18 protein-coding genes and 1 pseudogene are annotated in these 19,041 nt (G+C 63.2%); 9 read left to right on the top strand and 10 right to left on the bottom strand.

Going from position 1 to position 19,041, the window contains the following annotated elements:
• Window positions 1–77: 77 nt before the first annotated feature.
• The 3 genes and pseudogenes from ASE11_RS25660 to ASE11_RS01500 form a co-directional block, all read right to left on the bottom strand.
• Window positions 78–1,676: a site-specific integrase gene (locus ASE11_RS25660; protein WP_156406190.1), complete on the bottom strand. Its 1,599-nt coding sequence runs from the start codon at window positions 1,674–1,676 to the stop codon at window positions 78–80.
• A 103-nt stretch (window positions 1,677–1,779) separates the two neighbouring features.
• A complete protein-coding gene (locus ASE11_RS25110; protein ID WP_156406189.1) occupies window positions 1,780–3,060 on the bottom strand; it encodes a site-specific integrase in 1,281 nt (426 codons plus the stop codon).
• A 74-nt stretch (window positions 3,061–3,134) separates the two neighbouring features.
• Window positions 3,135–3,374, bottom strand: a pseudogene (locus tag ASE11_RS01500) (magnesium chelatase domain-containing protein); the annotation flags it as partial.
• A 360-nt stretch (window positions 3,375–3,734) separates the two neighbouring features.
• On the opposite strand from ASE11_RS01500, the gene glnK reads away from it, so the two are divergent.
• From glnK to ASE11_RS01465, 7 genes are all read left to right on the top strand, one after another.
• A complete protein-coding gene (glnK, locus tag ASE11_RS01495) occupies window positions 3,735–4,073 on the top strand; it encodes a P-II family nitrogen regulator (RefSeq protein ID WP_056264790.1) in 339 nt (112 codons plus the stop codon).
• Between the two features lie 31 nt (window positions 4,074–4,104).
• Window positions 4,105–5,541, top strand: a complete 1,437-nt coding sequence (locus ASE11_RS01490; protein WP_056264787.1) for an ammonium transporter — start codon at window positions 4,105–4,107, stop codon at window positions 5,539–5,541.
• A gap of 177 nt (window positions 5,542–5,718) precedes the next feature.
• The gene (locus ASE11_RS01485; RefSeq protein WP_056264784.1) at window positions 5,719–5,946 is read left to right on the top strand and encodes a hypothetical protein; all 228 of its coding nucleotides are present in this window, start codon (window positions 5,719–5,721) and stop codon (window positions 5,944–5,946) included.
• Between the two features lie 155 nt (window positions 5,947–6,101).
• Window positions 6,102–7,223, top strand: a complete 1,122-nt coding sequence (glcE, locus tag ASE11_RS01480) for a glycolate oxidase subunit GlcE (RefSeq protein WP_056264781.1) — start codon at window positions 6,102–6,104, stop codon at window positions 7,221–7,223.
• A gap of 110 nt (window positions 7,224–7,333) precedes the next feature.
• The gene (gene glcF / locus ASE11_RS01475; protein ID WP_056264779.1) at window positions 7,334–8,572 is read left to right on the top strand and encodes a glycolate oxidase subunit GlcF; all 1,239 of its coding nucleotides are present in this window, start codon (window positions 7,334–7,336) and stop codon (window positions 8,570–8,572) included.
• A gap of 13 nt (window positions 8,573–8,585) precedes the next feature.
• Window positions 8,586–8,930: a CidA/LrgA family protein gene (locus tag ASE11_RS01470; RefSeq protein WP_056264776.1), complete on the top strand. Its 345-nt coding sequence runs from the start codon at window positions 8,586–8,588 to the stop codon at window positions 8,928–8,930.
• Complete coding sequence (locus ASE11_RS01465) at window positions 8,927–9,673, top strand: LrgB family protein (RefSeq protein WP_056264772.1); 747 nt, start codon at window positions 8,927–8,929, stop codon at window positions 9,671–9,673. Before ASE11_RS01470 ends, ASE11_RS01465 begins: the two co-directional genes overlap by 4 nt.
• An 81-nt stretch (window positions 9,674–9,754) precedes the next feature.
• Here ASE11_RS01465 and ASE11_RS01460 read toward each other — a convergent pair whose 3' ends face one another.
• Window positions 9,755–10,237 carry a glutathione peroxidase gene (locus ASE11_RS01460; protein ID WP_056264771.1) on the bottom strand — a complete coding sequence of 161 codons (483 nt, stop codon included), beginning with the start codon at window positions 10,235–10,237 and terminating at the stop codon, window positions 9,755–9,757.
• Window positions 10,238–10,419: 182 nt separating this feature from the next.
• Between ASE11_RS01460 and ASE11_RS01455 the strand changes: the two genes are divergently transcribed.
• On the top strand, window positions 10,420–11,628 hold the full coding sequence (locus tag ASE11_RS01455) for a hypothetical protein (RefSeq protein WP_056264767.1): 1,209 nt from the start codon (window positions 10,420–10,422) through the stop codon (window positions 11,626–11,628).
• On the opposite strand, the gene lplT is transcribed toward ASE11_RS01455, so the two are convergent.
• Complete coding sequence (gene lplT / locus ASE11_RS01450) at window positions 11,625–12,908, bottom strand: lysophospholipid transporter LplT (protein ID WP_056264762.1); 1,284 nt, start codon at window positions 12,906–12,908, stop codon at window positions 11,625–11,627. The two genes, ASE11_RS01455 and lplT, sit on opposite strands and share 4 nt — an antisense overlap.
• Window positions 12,909–13,105: 197 nt before the next feature.
• On the opposite strand from lplT, the gene alr reads away from it, so the two are divergent.
• The gene (gene alr, locus ASE11_RS01445) at window positions 13,106–14,218 is read left to right on the top strand and encodes an alanine racemase (protein WP_056264759.1); all 1,113 of its coding nucleotides are present in this window, start codon (window positions 13,106–13,108) and stop codon (window positions 14,216–14,218) included.
• A gap of 529 nt (window positions 14,219–14,747) precedes the next feature.
• Here the strand turns inward: alr and ASE11_RS01440 are convergent.
• From ASE11_RS01440 to ASE11_RS01420, 5 genes are read right to left on the bottom strand one after another with little or no spacing between them, the layout of a single operon-like run.
• Window positions 14,748–16,298 (bottom strand): ArnT family glycosyltransferase, encoded by a 1,551-nt coding sequence (locus ASE11_RS01440; RefSeq protein WP_056264755.1) that lies wholly within the window; start codon window positions 16,296–16,298, stop codon window positions 14,748–14,750.
• Window positions 16,299–16,306: 8 nt separating this feature from the next.
• Window positions 16,307–16,666: an SMR family transporter gene (locus tag ASE11_RS01435; protein ID WP_056264750.1), complete on the bottom strand. Its 360-nt coding sequence runs from the start codon at window positions 16,664–16,666 to the stop codon at window positions 16,307–16,309.
• Between the two features lie 9 nt (window positions 16,667–16,675).
• Complete coding sequence (locus ASE11_RS01430; protein ID WP_056264746.1) at window positions 16,676–18,151, bottom strand: UbiA family prenyltransferase; 1,476 nt, start codon at window positions 18,149–18,151, stop codon at window positions 16,676–16,678.
• 51 nt (window positions 18,152–18,202) lie between these two features.
• A complete protein-coding gene (locus ASE11_RS01425; protein ID WP_056264743.1) occupies window positions 18,203–18,604 on the bottom strand; it encodes a hypothetical protein in 402 nt (133 codons plus the stop codon).
• Window positions 18,601–19,023, bottom strand: coding sequence for a TerB family tellurite resistance protein (locus ASE11_RS01420; RefSeq protein WP_156406188.1), 423 nt, complete (start codon window positions 19,021–19,023; stop codon window positions 18,601–18,603). The genes ASE11_RS01425 and ASE11_RS01420 overlap by 4 nt, the downstream gene beginning before the upstream one ends.
• Window positions 19,024–19,041 lie beyond the last annotated feature (18 nt).

Raw genomic sequence — 19,041 nt, 5'->3', positions numbered from 1 at the left:
AGGATGGTAGTCTGTAATTAAGAGATTCCTGAGACACCAATGGCGAATTGATTCCGAGCACAAAGTGGGACGCCAAACTAAACTCCTTCCTCCATCAGACGTATGAATCCATCCCATTTGGGATGGTAATGCCCTTCTAACACGCGAGCTTTTGCTTCAAGAACCCACGCAGTACTCGTTTCGCGGCCAAAGAATTCATTCAACTTTGACGTTATACGATCGATTACAAGAGTTGCCGGATGAATTCCCCCGCCAACAATTGGTTTGGAGCCACTCAATTCAATTGTTTTGAGATGGCGAAATGTAGCAAGTGACCAAACATGATCTTCGCTATCAATGTCTCTGTGCTGCAAGCAGAATAGACAGCCACTGGGACTAATACAATCAGGTTCTGGCGCACCACGAGGAGAGTTGTAATCTGCCTGTGGTGAGCAGCCATTACAATCTACAGGGCCTGGAGCAGCTATTGCCGTTTCTGTTATTGCATGAAAATTACTAATTTCAGCTTTAACAGTTTCTAAACTAATATACAGATAGGACTGTCTCAATGTGCTCACCGTATGCTGAGCCATCTGAGCGGTGAGGTGAATGTCCTCAGTATAATTGGCTAGCCAGTTAATCCGTGCCTTCCTTAGAGCCATAGGGCCAATATAGGGCACTCCGAATAAGTCGCAACGACGCTTTACTGCCTTGAATGTAGGTGCTACATCTTCGGAGCGTAGTTGGGGCGACCACAATGGGAAAAGCCTGTCTCCGGACGGATTGAAAATTGAAGACTTTCTCCATCTTAAATATCGCTCAAAAAAGGGGCGGTACTCACTGTAGATCTCAAACTCGACCTCGCCCTTGCGTCTCCCCTTATATAATCTGCTAACTCTGTAGCCGTGTGAATGACTCTGGTATGAAAAGTCTCCAAACTTGAGTTTGAAGGCCTGAGACAAATTCATTCCGGTTTGGGCAATAAATATTAACAACTCTGCCTCAATTCTAAGATTGAGCAATGAATATCTCGTGCGCAATGAGACATTCGCTATGTAGGCGTCCCGAGTGTCTTGAATGCTAGTGCGACTACTTTCCCGGACATTCGTAGATGAAAAACTCTTTAGACTCTCAAGGCTTCGCAGTCCGCACCAATCAAGAGTTGACTTACCGTCACGTAGCGCAATTTTGACAGGAAGGCGTCCGCATATTGCCTCCATTGAAAGTGCCTCGCATATGTCAACAAGCGTTGGGCCAAAACGCTGTAAATCAGAAATTGATACTCTATCGGTGCGACTAATGGAATCTAAGGCCGAGGACCTTTTCTTAATCCTAGTCCGCCGCATCATTCCACCGGTGAGCGAAAGTGCTCGGTCTAATAAAGAGGCGACGTTGCTTGCTTTTGAATAGATAGAAATTGGTTTTAGACCGCCATGTGTGCCTTGGCGATGAATTAAGCTTTCTGTCCACTCAAGGAAGCAAACTTCAACATTTTGTAGATTCAAAGACTTTTCATTGGTATCCGCCCAAGAAAAGAAATTCTTTAGGCATGCGAGAGATGATCGAATAGTCAATCTACTACACCCGCCAACTAGCATATCTTCCATCGTTTCATGGATTTTCAACACAAGTGGTAGGCGTTCATCAATATAGCAACCCAAAGTCCCATTATCAATTGCATGGTCAACTTTACGCATGTCAATCGCTGCTCCCCCACGATAAAGAAGAGGGTGCAGGCTCCACACTGCACTTGTCCGACTTCTATTTACTACGATTGTTAAATCTGGAATGGCAGGATTTCTATTCTCCATTTACTTGGCCTGCTAGAAGACCGAGAAAACTTCGAGTAAAGGCGTTCGAAGCTGCGGATTTAATTGGTGCCTTTTCCAGAAAGCGAATATATTGAAGTGTAGTCTCTTCATTTTTGTGCATCAATGCATCCTTAACGAATGCTACTGCACCCGCTGTATCGCTCACTGCCAGTGCAATCTTTGCAAGCTCAGTTGCGTAAGTAGCGCGTGTCTGGTGAAAATGAAAATTTTCAAAAGAACTGATTCCGTGCTTAGCTGCTAATTTTTTTAGGGAATAAATCTCAACATTAAGAGCGGCACTCTTCTGTGTCCCACTCTGGTGATATGGGTTACCAAATCTTGTCAGGAACAAGAGATCTTTGTTATCGGCGCATGCCTCAGCTTCTCGCTTTAATCTCCGAGAACTTTGGGCATACTCAATCATTCGCTCAAGATGTAATCTTGTTAACCATACTTGACCGGTTACACCAAATTTGGTTGCGACTGGCGGACGGGCCCTTGGTCCTATAGAAATTCTAAAGAGTTCGTTTGACGTTGGATCACGCAATGCTTGCGACAGCGTAGCAACTTTAAGGTCACAAATACTACCCAGTCGCATGCCTGTAAAAAAGCCAAGAACTAACATTAGGAACAACTCCTCAGACGCATAGGCGTAGGCGAATTGAAGGATGATATCTCGATCTTCTATCGTGACGGGAAGCAGTCCTCCTTCAAGATTCTCTCGAATCACTCTTCTATTGGGGATTCGCAAGTCGGTCGTTGTAACAAGAACTGAACGTTCGAATCCCACCTTGTCCATGAATCGAATCTGAACTTGTTTATCTTGCCAGAGTGGCCAATTTGAGTCTAAGAGCCCCACACCGTTTAGCCATCGGTAGAAAGCAATAGCAACTCGCATTCGTTGAGCGGTAGTTGAAGGTGCAAGGTGGCCGTCGTTCCGCATCTCGATAAGCGCCCCGCGGTATTTAACTAAGCAACGTTCTGATTTACGTAGTGGAAAGTCCCACCAGTTTGTATCCGTCGTCTCCAACCAATTAGCGTATGCATGTAGGGATGTCGCCGCCGTTTGTATAGTTGAAATATCAACGTCGTTACTTGTTGCGCGAGCTTGAGCCCAAAGATTAGCCTCTCTCCATGGACTACTATCCTTCCAATAAATTTGAGGAAAACGTTCAATCTTTGGCGCAGCACTCCGCACCTTCCAGACAACAGTTCCATCTTTTAGGGAGGCTTGGTGTTGCTGATACGTTATCCATTCAAGAGTAGCCATTTGGACTCCCAGTGGTCAGTGTCCATAGGATCGACTCTGCACCGTAGCATGTCAATGGCATCACCTCAAAGATAGCCGGAGTCCTTGGGCAGGTCGGCCGGCGCCAGGTTCACCGTGATGCGCTTGTTGGACGGGAACTCCAGCCCGGCGTTGGCGATGGCCGAGCGCACGCGTTCGCGGGCTTCCTTCACCTCGGTGTCGGCCAGGCCCACCAACGTGAAGCTGGGCAGGCCGTTGGCCAGGTGGACTTCGACCTGCACCGGCCGCGCGTCCAGGCCGAGCAGGGCGCGGCTGCGCACCAAAGACAGACTCATCGCAATTCACTCCCTGTTTCGGTGCGTGTTTTTCGTCGTCCCAGGGGCTGGACGGCTTTTTGTGTGGGCACTCGTTTGGTGCGCACCCGGAAGGTGCGGGCATGCGCGGTGGGGTGGATGGCGCCGTCCCGCGCCGGCCACTGTAGTGGCCATGGGACCAACAAACCCCACCGGGTAGGGGGTCGCAAAGTTGGCATATTCCCTGCTAGGTCTTGTAAGCGATTGATTCGAAGCGTGGTTTTCCATGCGGCAGTCAGCCCACCGTGATTGGTTTGCTCCCGGGCATACCGAACTCGTTTCACCTCCCGGTGTCGGCCATCCGGTCTCATCACCCTCCTGTTCAAGAAGAGGAATAGCAGCATGAAAATGGTTTCAGCCATCATCAAGCCGTTCAAACTGGACGAAGTGCGTGAAGCACTCTCCGGCATGGGCGTCCAAGGCATTACCGTGACCGAAGTCAAGGGCTTCGGCCGTCAGAAGGGCCACACCGAGCTGTACCGCGGCGCGGAGTACGTGGTCGACTTCCTGCCCAAGGTCAAGATCGAAGCAGCCGTGTCTGACGACCTGGTCGATCGCGTGATCGAAGCCATCGAAGGTGCCGCGCGCACCGGCAAGATCGGCGACGGCAAGATTTTCGTCACCTCGCTCGAACAGGTGGTTCGCATTCGCACCGGCGAAACCGGCAAAGAAGCGCTCTGATCATCGCCACTGAACAAGAAAGATCACAGACATGAAAAAACTGATTGCAACCCTGCTGCTGGGCGCCGGCCTGGCCTTTGCAGGCCTGAGCGCCACCGCGCAGACCACGACCGAAGCGCCTGCAGCCGTCACCGCGCCGGCTGCAGACGCTCCCGCCGCCGCACCCGCGGCTGTTGAAGCACCGGCTGCTGCCGCCCCGGCAGAAGCCGCTGCGCCCGCTGAAGAAGCGGTCAAGGAAACCATGGACAAGGGCGATGTGGCCTGGATGATGGTCTCCACCATCCTCGTGGTGCTCATGGTCGTGCCGGGCCTGGCGCTGTTCTACGGCGGCCTGGTTCGCAGCAAGAACATGCTGTCGGTGCTGATGCAGGTGATGGTGGTGTTCTCGCTGATCGTCGTGTTGTGGGCCGTGTACGGCTACAGCCTGGCGTTCGGTGGTGAGGGCCTGATCGTCGCCAACCTCGACAAGGTGTTCCTGATGGGCATCAAGATGGACACCTTGGCCGCCACCTTCACCCCCGGCGTGATGATTCCCGAACTGATCTTCGTGGCCTTCCAGGCCACGTTCGCCGGCATCACCTGCGCGCTGATCGTGGGCTCGTTCGCCGAGCGCATGAAGTTCAGCGCCGTGCTGCTGTTCTGCGCGCTGTGGTTCACCTTCAGCTACATCCCGATCGCCCACATGGTCTGGGGCGCCGGGGGCTACCTGTTCGACAAGGGCGCGCTGGACTTCGCCGGCGGTACCGTGGTGCACATCAACGCCGCCATGGCCGGTCTGGTCGGTGCCTACATGGTGGGCAAGCGCATCGGCTACGGCAAGGAATCGATGGCGCCTCACAGCCTGACGCTGACCATGGTTGGTGCCTCGCTGCTGTGGGTGGGCTGGTTCGGCTTCAACGCCGGCTCCAACCTGGAAGCCAACGGCGGTGCTGGCCTGGCCTTCATCAACACCCTGCTGGCCACCGCCGCTGCGGTGCTGGCCTGGTGTGTCGGTGAAGCGCTCTCCAAGGGCAAGGCTTCGATGCTGGGCGCTGCGTCCGGCGCTGTGGCCGGTCTGGTGGCCATCACCCCGGCCTGCGGCTCGGTGGGCCCCATGGGCGGCATCATCATCGGCCTGATCGCTGGCTTCCTGTGCCTGTGGGGCGTGTCCGGTCTCAAGAAGATGCTGGGTGCTGACGACTCGCTGGACGTGTTCGGTGTGCACGGCGTGGGTGGCATCGTGGGCGCGCTGCTCACCGGTGTGTTCTCGGCCGGCTCGCTCGGTGGCATCAAGGGTGACGACTACTCCATCGCCAGCCAGATGGTGGTGCAGGCCGAGGGCGTGCTCATCACCATCGTGTGGTCGGGTGTGATCGCCTTCATCTGCTACAAGATCGTTGACATGATGTTGGGTCTGCGTGTCTCGGAAGAAGCCGAGCGCGAAGGTCTGGACATCACCGCTCACGGCGAGACGGCCTACAACCGTTAAGCCCTGCAGGTCTCACCGCGCGGTGCGGTCCGTTCTTCACGGAATGTCTCCACCGCGCCGTTGCTGAGAATCTCCTGTGGAAGTTGAACCCGCGTTGCCGCCAGGCACGCGGGTTTTTTGGTGCCTGTTGAGTTCTTTATAGTTACAGGCCCATCAACATGCTTTTCGGGAGGACTCATGATTCCAGCGCTTTTGCTCCGCATCCTGGTGGCTGCAACCGCCAGCCTTTGCCTGATTGCTCATGCTGCCTCGCCAGGCAGCGACACCGGCGCCCAGCGCAAATCCACCTCGGTCACCTTCCACAAGTCGCCGTCCGAAGAAAGTCCGGCGGCGCGTGAGAAGCGCCTCAAGCGCGAATGCAAAGGCCGGTCGAATGCCGGCATGTGCCTGGGCTACACCCGATAAAAAGGCCCCCACGCTTCCCCGCTTCGCGTGGTCCGCTGCCCCCCGGGGGGGCTGATCCGCCTTGGGGCGGCCCTGCGGCGGATCGCGGCTCGTTTGCAGCGGACTGTGCAAAAAAATCAAAGTCGGGCTTGGTATCGGCGACTACCATCGATTGGATGCAAGCCAGCACCATCGAAGAACCCAGCCATCTGATCGACCAGATCAAAGAAGCCGCCGCTGCCCGCAGGCCATTGCGCATCGTCGGCGGCAACACGAAATCGTTTTACGGCACGCCCACCGAGGGCGATGTGCTTTCCACCACCGACTGGTCCGGCATCGTCAGTTATGAGCCCACCGAGCTCGTGATCACCGTGCGCGCAGGCACTCCCCTGGCCGAGGTGGAGGCGTTGTTGGCCGGGCAGGGCCAGTGTTTTCCGTTCGAACCACCCCGTTTTGGCCCGGGCGGCACCGTGGGGGGCATGGTGGCCGCGGGCCTGGCCGGTCCGGCGCGGGCCAGCGCCGGTTCGGTGCGCGACTACGTGCTGGGCGCACGCTTCATCAACGGCCGCGGCGAGCTGCTCACCTTCGGCGGTCAGGTCATGAAGAACGTGGCGGGTTACGACGTGAGTCGCGTCATGGCGGGGTCGATGGGCACCCTGGGCCTGATCAGCGAGGTGAGTCTGAAGGTGCTGCCCATGGCCTTGGCCGAAGCCACGCTGGTGTTCACGCTCGGACAGCACGAAGCCCTGGAGCAGCTGCACCGCTGGGGCGGCCAGCCGCTGCCGATCAACGCCTCTTGTTGGGTGAAGGACGACACCCAGCCAGACGCACCCGAGCTCTTGTTTGTGCGCCTGCGTGGCGCGGTGGCCGCGGTGGAAGCGGCCTGCGAACGCATGGCCAGCGAAGCTGGCGGTACCCGCATGGACAACGCGCAAGCCGGGCCCGACTGGGACGCCTGCCGCGACCAGCGCCTGCCGTTCTTCACCGCGCCCTCGCCCGAGCTGTGTCTGTGGCGCCTCTCGGTGCCGCAGACCGCGCCGGTGCTGGCGCTGCCCCATGCGCAATTCATCGAGTGGCAGGGAGCGCAGCGCTGGCTGTGGGCGCCAGCCTCGGCGGGTGCCGAGTTGCGCGCGGCGGCCAGTGCGGTGAACGGACACGCAACCCTGTTCCGCGCAGGAGCCGATGGCGCGCCTGGCGTGTCTCGTTTTCAAAGCCAGAGCGCGGCACTGCAAAGCATCCAGTCCCGCCTCCTCGAATCATTTGACCCCGCCGGCATCTTCAACCGCGGCAGAGCATGAGCCCCCACGCTCCCCCGCTGCGCGAGGTCCGCTGCCCCCCGAGGGGGCTGATCCGCCTTGGGGCGGCCCGGCGGCGGATCGTGCGCCCTTGAACCCTCGCCACACACACCATGCAAACCCAGCTCTCCCCCGAATACCAGGCCCGCGCCGACGGCCGCGCGGCCGAGGCCATCCTGCGCAAGTGCGTGCACTGCGGTTTTTGCACCGCCACCTGCCCCACCTACCAGCTGCTCGGTGACGAGCTCGACGGCCCGCGCGGGCGCATCTACCTGATGAAGCAGGTGCTCGAAGGCGCCGAGCCCACGCGCAAGACGCAGATGCACCTGGACCGTTGCCTCACCTGCCGCAACTGCGAAACCACCTGCCCCAGCGGGGTGGACTATGGGCACCTGATCGACATCGGCCGCAAGCTGGTGGATGAAAAAGTGCAGCGCCCGGTGATGGAGAAAACGTTGCGCTGGCTGCTCAAGGAAGGCCTGCCTTCCCCGTTGTTCGGTCCGGCCATGAAGCTCGGCCAACTGGTGCGCCCGCTGCTGCCAGCTTCGCTTCAGAACAAGGTGCCCGCGCCCCGCGCCGCTGGCCAGTTGCCCACCCGCACCCACGCGCGTCGCGTGTTGCTGCTGGCGGGTTGCGTGCAGCCGGCCATGATGCCGAGCATCCACAGCGCCACCGCGCGCGTGCTGGACGCCGCCGGCATCCAGGGCGTGCTGGCGCCGACCGCGGGCTGCTGCGGCGCGGTGAAGTTCCACCTCAACGACCAGGACGGGGGCATGGCCCAGATGCGCGCCAACATCGATGCGTGGTGGCCCCTGGTCGATGGCGCCAACGGTGTCGAGGCCATCGTGATGAACGCCTCGGGCTGCGGCGTGACCGTGAAGGAGTACGGCCACATCCTGAAAGACGACCCGGCCTATGCCGCCAAGGCCGCGCGCATCAGCGAGCTCACACAGGACCTCAGCGAACTGCTGCCCGCGCTCGTGCCCACGCTGCGGCCCTTGCTCAAACACCAACCCGACGCATCGCGCGTGATCGCCTTCCACCCGCCCTGCACCCTGCAGCACGGCCAGAAGCTCAAGGGCGGTGTGGAGCAGCACCTGGCCGCGCTCGGCTTCACCGTGCAGGTGGCGAAGAACGAGGCGCACCTGTGCTGCGGTTCGGCCGGCACCTACTCGGTGCTCAACCCCGAGATCGCTTTCGAGCTGCGCGACCGCAAGCTCGGGCACCTGGGCGAACTCCAGCCCAGCGTGATCACCAGCGCCAACATCGGCTGCATCACGCACCTGCAGAGCGGCACCAGCACGCCGGTGCGCCACTGGGTCGAGGTACTCGACGAAGCGCTGTCCACTTGAGTCGCTCCTCGCCGTGATCCCAGCGCTCGCCACCCTGCTCGTTTTTCAGTTGCTGGGCGAAGCGCTTGTGCTCGCCACGGGCGCGCCGGTGCCCGGACCGGTGGTGGGTCTGGCCCTGCTGCTGTTGACGCTGGTGTTGCGGCCTTCCGTGCTGGGCGCCATCAAGCCCACCGCACAGACGCTGCTGCAGCACCTCTCATTGCTGTTCGTGCCCGCCGGTGTGGGCGTCATGCTGCACCTGCAGCGCTTGGGCAACGAAGCCCTGGCGATCGGTGTGGCGCTGGTGGTAAGCACCTTGGTGGGGCTGGCGAGTGCGGCGCTCACCATGGCCTGGTTGATGAAGCGGACCCCACGATGACGCCCGCGCTGCCCTTGTCCGGCGCGCTGGCCGACATCTGGGTCTACCTTTCGGCCACGCCGCTGCTGGGCCTCACGCTCACGCTGCTGGTCTACCAAGGCGCTTTCCTGCTCTACCAGCGCAGCGGCTTCAACCCATTGGCCAACCCGGTGGCCATCGCCATCGCGGTGCTGGCCACCCTGCTTTGGGCCACGGGCACCCCCTACGCCACGTATTTCGAAGGCGCGCAGTTCGTGCACTTCCTGCTCGGACCGGCCACGGTGGCCTTGTCCATCCCGTTGTTCGAACAACTCCCGCGGCTCAAGCGCCTGTGGCTGCCCATCGTGGGCGCGCTGGTGGTGGGCACGCTGGCGGCCACCGTCACGGCCATCGGCGTGGGCTGGGCGCTGGGGGCGTCCAAGGCCACGCTGGCGTCGCTGGCGCCCAAGTCGGTCACCAGCCCGGTGGCCATGGGCATCGCCGAAAAGATCGGTGGCATTCCTTCGCTCACTGCCGTGCTGGTGGCGGCCACCGGCATCATCGGTGCGGCCAGCGCGCGCTTCCTGTTCGATGCCCTTCGCATCAAGGATCCGATCGTGCGCGGCTTTGCGCTGGGCACCGCCGCGCACGGCATCGGCACCGCGCGGGCATTTCAGGTGAGCGAGGAAATGGGTGCCTTCGCCGGCTTGGCCATGGGGCTGTCGGCCTTGTTCAGCGCCGTCGCGCTGCCGCTGGTGGCAGGCCTGTTGTTGAAATGGATTTGAGCCTGCCCCCACGCTCCGCCGCTGCGCGGGTCGCTGCCCCCAGGGGGGGCTGATCCGGCTTGGGGCGGCCCGGCGCCGGATCTAGGCTAAAGCGGCTTCAATGTCTGTCGCCAACTTCTCCGGCGCATCCTGCGGCGCATAGCGCTTGATCACGCGCCCGTCCTTGCCTACCAGGAACTTGGTGAAGTTCCACTTGATGGCCTTGCTGCCCAGCAGCCCGGGCGCCTCGGCCGTGAGCCATTGGTACAGCGGGTGGGCCTCTGCGCCATTGACGTCGATCTTCTCCATCATGGGAAAGGTCACGCCGAAGTTGAGTTGGCAGAAGCTGGCGATCTCGTCGTTGCTGCCCGGGTCCTGGCTGCCGAACTGGTTGCACGGGAAACCCAGCACCACGAGCCCGCGTTCGCCATAGGTCTTGTGCAGCTTTTCCAGGCCGCCGAACTGCGGCGTGAAGCCGCAGGCGCTGGCGGTGTTGACGATCAGCATGGGCTTGCCCTTGAACTGCGCAAGTGACACCGGCTTGCCGTCGATGGACAAAGCTTCAAAGTCGTGAATGCTGGACATGGAGGTCTCCGTTGGGCAAAGGTGGGGTGAAAGTTAGGGCTGAATCCGTGATCGTTGCCGCGCAACAGGTGTCGCATTTCAAATGACAGATGAACGGAAGACAGCGTACTCCGTTGCAAAAAAGGCATACTCATCAAGGTCTTGCGGCATCAACCAACAATCTCAGCGGGCGGGGCAAATCGATGGTGGCAGCATATTCGGTGGCGCTGGTGGGCTTCACGCAAGCCGAGTCCGCCACGTTCGAGTCCTTCTTCCGCATGGCCGCGCGCCGTCCGCCCAGCTACATGGTGCAGGACGAAGTGATGGACGCCCAGATCCTGATCGTCAATGCCGACAACACCCAGGCCCTGCACCTGGTTCGTGATGCCGAACTGCCCGGCAAGATCCTGCTGGTGGGCCAGTCCGACGGCGGCACCGGCTGGCCTTTGCAGCGCAAACCCGTCAAGTTGGTCGCGGTGCTCAACGCGCTGGACGTCCTCGTCGGCGTGCGCCCTTCGGCCCCCGCAGAAAGGCGCGCACCCGCCACTGGTTTCATGGCCACCCAGCCTTATGAGAGTTCCCAGTTGCAGGGGCTGGACGCCAGCATGCGGCTGGCCAGCGGCCGCCTCGCCGCGCCCGACCACGGGCCTGCGGTGGCCTATCGCGCTGGCGCCGACCGCAGCTTCTCCGCCACCCAGCCACCTGAAGAGCAACCTCCCCCCATGGCACCAGCCGTGAGCGCGCGCCGGCGCCGCACGTCCGACACCGAGTTCCCGCCCACCCGGCCCATGGAGCGTGACGAGCTGCGGTCTCTGGCTGCCTCGGCACCGCAAGCATCGCAAGCACCGGTGGCCGTGCAGCGGACTGCTGCTGCCAACCGCCAGGGCACCATGCGCCTGACCGACTTCGGCGGCCTGGACGATCTGCCGTCGCCGCCTGCACCGCGCTCCACCCGCTCACCGCGTTCCAGGATCAGCCCCGAGAAGGCCGCGGTGCCCGACGTGCCGCGCGGCGACATGCTGCTGGTGGCCGAAAGTCTCGTGGAAGGCCGCATCCTGCTCAAACGGTTCAAGCGCTATGGCCTGACCATCGACTGGTCGCGCGAAGCGGCGCAGTCGCTCGTGATGCTCAAGGCCCACCCCTACCGGCTGGTGGTGATCGACCGGCTCAAAGGAGAGCCCGACGCCAACCAGATCTGCCGATCCGCGAAACAGACCAAGGGCCCGAAAGGCGCGCCGGTGGTGATCATGTTCGCGCCCACCGCCGGCAGCATGGACCGCATGAAGGCGGGTCTCGCCGGCAGCGACGCCTACCTCTCGCGTTCGGTGAGCGAGGGTGATCTGTACAAGGTGCTGGCGCAGCATCGCCTCGTGAGCCTGGACGGCTTCGCACCGACGAACGTCGGGTTCTAGCCGTGCAGGTCGTCCCGGCGGGCGATCTCCAAGAGCCGTTCCAGTTCGTGCGGGTGCGTGCGCTGGTTGTGGCGGTGCCACAGCGCGATCAGGCCCATGAAGCCGGCCACCAGCAGACCGAAGGCGGTGATGGCCGCAAACGCCGACCACCCCATGCCGGTGTAGAAGCTGTAGAGCGCACCCAGTGTGAGGATGCAGGCCTGTTCGTTGAAGTTCTGCACCGCGATCGAGCGGCCCGCGCCCATGAGGTTGTGGCCGCGGTGCTGCAGCAGCGCGTTCATCGGCACAACCAGGAAGCCGCCCAGGCCACCGAGCAGCACCAGGAAGGGCGCGGCCACCCACACGTTGTCGATGAAATTCATGAGGATCACCAGCACCCCCATGGCAATGCCCAGCGGCATCACGCGCGTGGCCTGGTCCAGCCGCATGCGCATCGACGCCACCACCGCACCCACTGCGGTGCCCAGCGCCACCACGCCCACCAGCGATGAGGCCTGCGTGGTGCCATAGCCCAGCGCCGCACCGGCCCAGGCCAGCACGATGTAGCGCAGGTTGCCCGACACGCCCCAGAACAGCGTGGTGGTGGCCAGCGAGATCTGGCCCAGGCGGTCGCGCCACAGACGGCTGTTGCAGCGCCAGAAATCGGGCAACAGGGCCCAGGGGTTCGTGGGCATGGGCCGCGGGGTCACACCGGTGAGCGGGATGCGCGTGTTGAACCACGCCGCCAGCATGTAGACCAGCATCAGCGCAGCCACCGCGGCTTGCGCGGGGTGGTGGATGCCGGTGTGAAAGCCGGGGATGTCGATCGACAGCAACTGGGCCGACACCCAAGGGCTGACCAGCTGGCCACCCAGCAGCACCCCCAGGATGATGGAAGCGATGGTCAGGCCCTCGATCCAGCCGTTGGCCTTGACCAGCTGCGACGGTGGCAGCAGCTCGGTGAGGATGCCGTATTTGGCCGGTGAGTAGGCCGCTGCGCCCAGGCCCACGAGCGTGTAGGCCAGCAGCGGGTGCACGCCGGTGAGCATCAGCAGGCAGCCCACCACCTTGATGGCGTTGCTGATGAACATGACCTGACCTTTCGGTCGGGCGTCGGCGAGGGCACCCACGAAGGGCGCGAGCACCACGTAGAACAGGGCAAACAGGGGAACGAGGGCAGCGCTTTGCCACTCAGGAGCACCGCGCGTGCGCAGCAGTTCGATGGCGGCCACGAACAGCGCGTTGTCCGCCAGCGAACTGAAGAACTGCGCCGTCATGATGGTGTAGAAGCCGCGCTTCATGGCGATGATTTTGAGCGCCGAGTGGCTTCAGCAGAGAGAGGCTGAGCGGGTCGCAGCGGCATTTTTATGCGACAGTTGACAGGTGTCTCCAGGGGATGCGGGGTTATAGCACGCCACCCCCGGACGACGCCGAATTCACGGGTGTTGACCTCGCTTGCAACACCGTTCGATGACGGACCTCACGCCCGACCGCACCCATGCCCCGCCCCATCCTCGCCACTGTCCACCCCGAAGCCCTTCGCCACAACTTGCAACGCGCCCGCGAATGCGCCCCCGATGCGCGGGTGTGGGCAGTGGTCAAGGCCAATGCCTATGGCCACGGCATCGAGCGCTGCTTCGATGCCCTGCGCTCTGCTGATGGTTTTGCCCTGCTGGATCTGGCCGAGGCCGAACGCATCCGGGCGCTCGACTGGCGCGGCCCCATCCTGCTGCTTGAAGGCGTGTTCGAGCCGCGCGACCTGGAGCTGTGTTCCCGCCTGCACCTGTGGCACACGGTGCATTGCGCGGAGCAGATCGACTGGCTGGCCGCGCACAAGACGCTGGCGCCGCATCGCGTGTTCCTCAAACTCAACAGCGGCATGAACCGCCTGGGTTTCACCCCCAACGGCTTTCGCAGCGCCTGGGCGCGGCTCAACGCGTTGCCGCAGGTCGACGAGATCTCTCTCATGACCCACTTCAGCGACGCCGACGGCCCCCGCGGCATTGCGCACCAGGTGGCAGCTTTTGAAGCCGCCACCGCCGACCTGCCGGGCGAACGCACGCTGTGCAACAGCGCGGCTTTGCTGCGGCATCCGTCGGTTGCGCTGCGTGGCGAGGGCGCGACGACGTTGGCCGGCGACTGGGTGCGCGAGGGCATCGCGCTGTATGGCAGCGCGCCCGACTTTCCCCTGCGTTCATCGACCGACTGGAACCTGCAACCGGCCATGACCTTGTCGAGCCGGATCATCGGCGTGCAGACGCTGCAGGCAGGTGACACCGTGGGCTACGGCTCGGCCTTCACCGCCGACAAGCCGATGCGCATCGGCGTGGTCGCGTGTGGCTATGCGGATGGGTATCCGCGCCACGCGCCCAATGGCACGCCGGTGCTGGTGGATGGGGTGCGAACCCGGGTGGTGGGGCGGGTGAGCATGGACATGGTGACGGTGGATCTCTCGGGCCTCGATGCTGCCGGCATGGGGTCTGAGGTGGTGTTGTGGGGGCGGTCTTCTGCCGGAGCGGTGTTGCCGGTGGATGAGGTGGCGGCGGCTGCGGGGACGATTGGGTATGAGTTGATGTGTGCTGTGGCTCAGCGGGTTCCGTTTTCTTCTTGATCTTGCTTTTTGATGTGAGGTTTTTTCTGTCGTGGCGAGCCGGGTCTCGGCCCGGCGGCCGACTCACTTTCTTTTGCTTCGCCAAAGAAAAGTAAGCAAAAGAAAGGCGAGCCGAAGTCCGGGGCCCTGCGGGCTTCCTTCCGCTGCTCGGTTCGCTCGGGGTGCGCGCAAACTCGCTTCGCTCAGACAATGCGCGCCCCTTGTCCGAGCGCCCCTGCGCTGCTCAGCCCGGCCACACGGCAACAAGCGGAATCGGGATCGGGTTTCCCTTCCGGTGCGCGTGTCTTGCTCCCGCTTGCGCCGTCATTCGCTGGCGAGTAGCGCAGGGGCGCCCGGACAAGGGGCGCACATGTCCGAAGGCTGCGCAGCAGACAAGTTTGTGCGCACCCCGGGCGATCCGAGCAACGCAGCGTGCCCGAAGGGCCAGCGAATTCGGCTCGCCTTTTCTTTGCTCACTTTCTTTTGGCGAAGCAAAAGAAAGTGAGTCGGCCGCCGGGCCGAGACCCGGCTCGCCACGACAGAAACAACATCACTTCGACCGAGCAGAAGGCGAACAGGAAACAAACCCATACCGCTCACAAAACGGACTCCCCAACACCGGCAGCCACGAAGGCACGTCGTGATACTCCCGCGCCACCTCCGCCAGCACCCCATCGCGATACGCCTGAAAGCGGAACCCCACGCCATCCACCGCGAAGAACGGCACGCCCTCCACCTCGAAACGCTTCACGCTCACCCGCTCGAAGTACGGCGCGAACTCGGCCAGCACCGGTTCGTCGTAGAGAAACACCCGGATCGGCTTGCCGTCGTACACACGGAAGTCAATGATCTGGTCGTCCTGGCGCGCGTGGTGGCGGCCCACGCCGAACACCGGCACGTAGGCGCCGTGGTGAAACGCCAGCATGCCCGCCGGGTTGTAGGTGCGTGCCATCAGCGCAGCACCGGCCGGCAGGTCTTGCTTCAGCGCGGCCACCACCGCGGGCGTCTCGCGCAGGAAGACAGCCCGGTCATGAATCTTGAAGGGTTGCCACCAGGCCAGTGGCGCCCAGGCGATGGCCGCGACCACCAGCAGGTGCGGCACCGACAGCGCCACCGTCCAGTTCAGCGCGCTGCGCAACGGCCTGGCCTCCAGCCGCATCCCGGCCCACACCACAAACACCGGCACGAAGCCGAGCACCCAGTGCAGGCCGATCGTGCGGCGGGTGCTCAGCAGTGCAAACACCAGGATGGGGAAGAGCCACAGCACCGCCAGCGTCGTGCGCGTGGTCGCCGAGGTGCCTGGTGCCGCTCGCGAGCTGACGCCACGCCACAGCAACCAGGGCGTGAGCAGGTAAACCGCCATGCCCACGTACACCCCGAAGGTCTTGAGCGACCAGGCCGAACCTTCGTTGCGGTTGAACACGTTGAACATCACGTTGGTCCAGCCGTGCGTGGCGTTGAAGGCCACGTTGATCGCGATCGACGGAAGCGCCAGCGTGAAAATGAGGAACGGCGCCCACCAGCGCTCGCGACGCCAGCCGAAACAGTGGGCCGCGTACGCAAAACCCAGCAGCGCGGCGAAGTATTTGGAGAGAAACGCCAGGCCCAGGAACAAGCCCGCCAGCGCGTACCAGGGCGCACTGCGCGTGGCGCTGGTGTCGGCCCGCAGGTAGGCCCAGGCCGAGAGCGCCATGAAGAAGATCAGTGGCGAGTCGGTGGTCACCAGTACAAACATCCAGCTCCACGGCATGGCCAGGTACACCGCGCCGGCCAGCCACGCGCTGGACTCGCGTTCGTCCGGCAGAAAGCGGCGCAGCGCATCGACGATGCCCAGCGCGATCACGCTGGTGACGATGAGCGTGAAGCTGCGCAGCACCAGCGGGTGGTCGCTGATCTGGCGCAGCACCGCCAGCAGCCAGCCCACCATGGGCGGGTGGTCGGAGTAGCCCCAGGCCGGGAACACGCCCCACTGGTAGAAGAAGGCCTCGTCGCCGGTGAACGGAAAGCCCGCCGCGATGGCGATCTTCAGGACGAGGGTGATGGCGAACGCGGACCAGAAGATCTGGCGCGACGCGTGGGCGGAGAATTCGGAGGCGCGCATCGGCAGCGTCAGGCGTCAAGGGCCAACAGAGAGACGCCCACCACGATCAGCGTGCAGCCCGCCACGCGCAGCCACGAGAAGGGCTCGCCCAGCCACAGCACACCGAGCGCCATCGTCACCACGAAGCCCAGGCTCACCAGCGGGTAGGCCAGGCTCACGTCCAGCCGCGAAAGCACCCACAGCCAGAGCACGGCGCTCGCGCCGTACAGCACCAGGCCCAGCCACACCATGGGGCTGGTGAGCGCGTGCACATAGGTGGCGCCCACGTCGGCGCCGCTGGGCGCGCCCATGCCGCGTTTCATGGCGAGTTGAGCCGCCGAAGACAGCAGCACACAGAAGACGGCCAGGCCGATGGCGATGGATTTCATGGGGGAGCCTCAGAGTCCGAGGGTGGCGGCGATGCCGATGCCGCCCATGGCCAGCAGCGTCATCCAGCTGAAGGGATCTTTCAAGGCGAACTGCAGCGGGTCTTCGCCGTGCAGCTCGCGCCGGCCGGTCTTGAGCCAGATACGCATGATCCACAGCAGCAGCACGGGCGCCGCGGCCCACAGCCATTCGGGGTTGGCGTAGAGCATCTCGCTGTTCTGGCTGTCGATGTACAGGGCCAGCACCATCACCGCCAGAAACCCGCTGGCCATGCCCATGGCGCGCAGCGAGGACAGGTCGCGCGGCTGGTAGCCCCGACCGGGAGCCAGCGTGATGCGCTCGTCGTCGAGTTCCTCGAGTTCGGCGCAGCGTTTGACGAGGGCCAGACTCAGGAACAGGAAGATCGAGATGGCGGCCAGCCAGTTGGACAGCTCAACCTGTGCCGCCACGGCGCCGGCGCCGATGCGCAGCGTGTACAGACCCGAGAGCACCAGCACGTCGATGAGCGCCAGCCGCTTGAGTACCAGCGAGTAGGCCAGCGTGGTCACGGTGTAGACCAACAGCATGGCGCTGAAGCCCGGGGACACGGTCCAGGCCAGCACGAAGGCCAGCACCAGCATCACGCTGCCCAGCACCACCGCCAGCGGAATGCTGATGGTGGCCGCGGCCAGCGGCCGGTGGCGCTTGAGGCGGTGCGCGCGGTCGTTGGGCAGGTCCAGCAGATCGTTGAACAGGTAGGTGGCCGACGCGCACAGGCCAAAGGCCACGAAGGCCATCAGCACCAATGCCCAGAGATGGGGGTCGAGCCGGTGCGAGGCCAGCAAGGGCAGGAACAGCAGCGCGTTCTTCGACCACTGTTTGATGCGGATCGCGCGCAGCACGGTCTTGAGGCGCAGCGGCTCGCGCTCGAACACGCGTGCCTGGGGGTGCACCTGCTGCAGCGCACTGATCACGCTGGCGGGTGCGTTCACCGCCACGGCCTGCGCACTGCCCTGCCACACGGCGAGGTCGTCGGCACTGTTGCCGGCATAGGCCCAGCTGCTGTGGCCGCGCGCCTTCGCGTGCGCGGCGATGGCGTCGCGCTTGTTGCCTCGGCTGAGGTTCACGCCGTCGGCACGGGCATTGGTGCCCAGGGTGTCGTCAAACAGCTTGAGGTACGCCGCCACGTCGCGCACGATGCGCGAGTCCGCCGCACTCGCCAGCACAAGACTGCGGCCGCGCGCGCGTTCCTCGCGCAGGTACTGCACGAAGCGCTCGTGGTAGGGCAGACGTGCCGGATCGGGGCGCACGGCGTTGGCCAGTCTGAGCTTGAAGCCGGCCTTGCCCAGCAGCAGCCACGCGAACAGGCGCAGCAGGTTGAGCGGGTTGCGCCGGATGAACAGCATCACCGACTCGTACAGCGTGTCGCTGGGCGTGAGCGTGCCGTCCATATCCACGTAAAGCGGGCAGGTGTCGGCGAGGCGGGCGTGGGTGGCGGCAGTCGTCAAACGAAGGGTCCGGTAGGGTGTGCGCCGATTCTAGGCGCCGCACCCCCGCCCTCAGGTGGTCACGCTGCTGCGCAGCGCGGCGGGCTTCTGCACGAGGCCGATGAGCCAGTGCAGGCCGATGGCAGACACCAGCAGGCACAACATGCCCAACCCCCAGCCGGTCCACAGCAGCGGCGTGATCCAGCCCATCAGGCCATCGCTCGAAGGCGCCACCCGGCCCAGCCACTGCACCAGGTCGAGCCACATGGCTTGCAGCGCCTGCAGCCAGGCAGGATCGACCCACACCGCCGCCCAGGTCGGCATGGGCCACTGGCCCACCGAATTGGCCGCTGCCGTGGCCTGACCCGAGCCGGCGGCGCCGAGCAGCCAGCCGGTCAGTTGCACCGACAGCGCGACCAGCGCGGTCCAGCAAACGGTGAGCAGCGCAAAGACGCCCCAGACGATGGTCCTCATGGCAAGGCACCTTCCCGGGTGCGGTGGCGATCGGGCATCTGGCGCCAGGCCCGCGTGAGGCTGTCGAGCATGGCTGTCTCACCGTCGGCGAGATGGCCGTCGGCCTCCACCACGGCCTCGCACAAGGCCACGATCTTTGTGCGCAGGGCGGTGTCGGTCACTTCGGCCAGCAGGGCCTGACGGGTGGCGGTGTCGAGCTGCGACGAGCCCAGCCACTCTCCCTGGGCGCCGATCAGCAGGTCTTCGCAGAAGGCTTCGATCACGGTCTTGAGGTCCTGCGGCGGCAGGCCGAGCTGGCGGGCGGCGTCCAGTCGGTCCAGCGCCTTGATCTCGCTCAGCGCGTAGTTGCCGTCGGCCACCAGGGCCATGGCCAGCAGACGGGCTGCGGCTTGCGGGCTGTTCACGGGATAGGTGCGCATGGTGTGATCCTGAATGGG

Source organism: Hydrogenophaga sp. Root209 (genome assembly GCF_001428625.1).
GTDB lineage: Bacteria > Pseudomonadota > Gammaproteobacteria > Burkholderiales > Burkholderiaceae_C > Hydrogenophaga.
This window is presented reverse-complemented; position numbering and strand designations above follow the sequence as displayed.